Annotated in this window: 2 protein-coding genes; one reads left to right on the top strand and one right to left on the bottom strand. The window is 45.6% G+C overall.

The features are described from left to right. Positions 1-644: ParB/RepB/Spo0J family partition protein (locus ABUA47_RS23750; RefSeq protein ID WP_349832174.1), on the bottom strand; the 644-nt coding region annotated here is incomplete at its 3' end. 553 nt (positions 645-1,197) lie between these two features. Here ABUA47_RS23750 and ABUA47_RS23745 point away from each other — a divergent pair. After that, on the top strand, positions 1,198-2,022 hold an 825-nt coding region (locus ABUA47_RS23745; RefSeq protein ID WP_349832172.1), incomplete at its 3' end, for an AAA family ATPase.

The following is a 2,022-nucleotide window of genomic DNA, read 5'->3' as shown; positions in this document are numbered from 1 at the left end:
GTATATTGCCGTTCGATGTTCCGTGCGACTTCGGTAGCTTTCATCCCTCGCCAACTATGATGCAGTGCATCGGCTTTGAGGTGTTTGTCGTACACATCTTTCTGAACATCTTCACCGTAACGACAGATTTCGCTCGCTACGCTGATTGTGATTTCGTCCTGCTCCAAAAGCTGTGCGATTTCGGGAATTAGGGAAACAAATTTAAGGCGTGTACGGATATAGTTCTCGTTCTTGCCGAACTGCACTGCCAAAGACTGCACATCATGGCGACCACTATCTATGAGCTTTTGGTAGGCATTGGCTTCCTCAATCGGGGTGACATCCTTACGTTGGAGGTTTTCAGTGACAGCCATTTCTTCGGCTACCTCGTCTGAAATTTCCATAACGATAGCTGGAATTTCTTCCAATTTTGCCATTAGGGAGGCTCGGTATCGACGTTCTCCAAAAACAATCTCAAAACGGTTGTCTTCTATCGGGCGTACTCCAATTGGCTGTAACACACCCTGCTGACGAATGCTTTCGGAAAGTTCCACAAGGCTCGCTTCGTCAAAATTCTTGCGTGGATTGTAATTACTCGGTTGCACATTTGCCAATGCTACCATTGTGATGTTTTTCTCTGCTGATTGAATTGCTGTCGCTTCCATAATCATAAAAATTTAATTGGTTTAATATTTGATTTTTTATTTTCCCTTTGTTCGGTTCTTTTTTCTGCCTGAACCGCTTGGGATTTACAGATGCTTTACAAGGACTGACGAATAAGCGATTTCCGACGCTTTTTCCGGAAAATTACTCTTTCGCAGAAAGGAAGAATTTTATAGGAAATGCACTTCAAAGCGATGGAATCAAGCGCGGCAGTCCACCTTCGCGTCTGGAAAACCAACCGGCGATGGCAGGAATGGACCGGATGAGTGGCATTAAAAGAATATAGAAAAGGAAGAATACGCCGAAAGGCGGATAGTAAAACCGATGGGACTACAAAGGGATGATAAATGATACAACGGGACAAGCGGAAGGGCGTAAGACCAGACGGTGTAAAACAGGAATGGAGCTTACCAGACAAAAATCCTTTGAGCCATTTTACTAAATAAATCTGTATCAATTGCCTGTTTTACCGGAAATTTGCATTACTTTTGCAGTAGCGAAACAGCCGTTTCGGAAACAGCCATTTCGGAAACGGCAATAAGAAAGGATAAGAATATGAGATTTTTTGACAGAACAGAAGAAATAGCCACTCTTCGCAAGATTCGCGAAATGGCCCAAGACAATGCTCAGTTTACAGTGGTAACGGGACGTCGCCGTATCGGTAAGACATCACTCGTGTGGAAGGCATACGAGGACGAACCGATTCTCTATTTCTTTGTTGCCCGGAAAGCTGAAGGCGATTTGTGTGAGGACTACCGGCTTGAGATAGAGCACAAGTTAGGTGTCCCCACCATGGGACGGGCCGAGCACTTCACCGATGTGTTCGAGTTCCTGATGAAACTTTCGGCAGAACGTCCCATCACGCTCTTTATCGACGAGTTCCAGGAGTTTTTCCGTGTGAACAAATCGGTGTTCAGCGATATGCAGCGCATCTGGGACCTATACAGCCCGAAGTCACACATCAATCTGATTGTCTGTGGTTCGATTTATTCCATGATGACAAAGATATTCAAGGATAAGAAAGAGCCGTTGTATAACCGGCAGTCGCGCTTTATGACTGTGCATCCGTTTACTCCGACTGTTCTGAAAGATATTCTTTCGGAATACAATCCCGGCTACACGGCGGAAGATCTGCTGGCCTTGTACGCTTTCACGGGCGGCGTGGCGAAGTACGTGCAACTACTCGTGGATGCAGGAGCAACAACTAAAACGGCTATGCTCGACCAGATTATAAAGGCCGACTCCATATTTTTGGGAGAGGGTAAAGCGATTCTTATCGAAGAGTTCGGCAAGGATTACGGAATCTATTTTTCCATACTGTCGGCCATTGCACGAGGAAAAACATCCCGTTCGGAAATCGAGAACGTGGTAGGCAAGGAA

Origin of the sequence: Bacteroides sp. RTP31139st1_H2_RTP31139_211217 (assembly GCF_040227615.1) — a bacterium.
Classification (GTDB): Bacteria; Bacteroidota; Bacteroidia; order Bacteroidales; family Bacteroidaceae; genus Bacteroides; species Bacteroides uniformis.
Note: the sequence above shows the minus strand (reverse complement) of the source record. Positions and strands in the feature narration are given on the sequence as shown.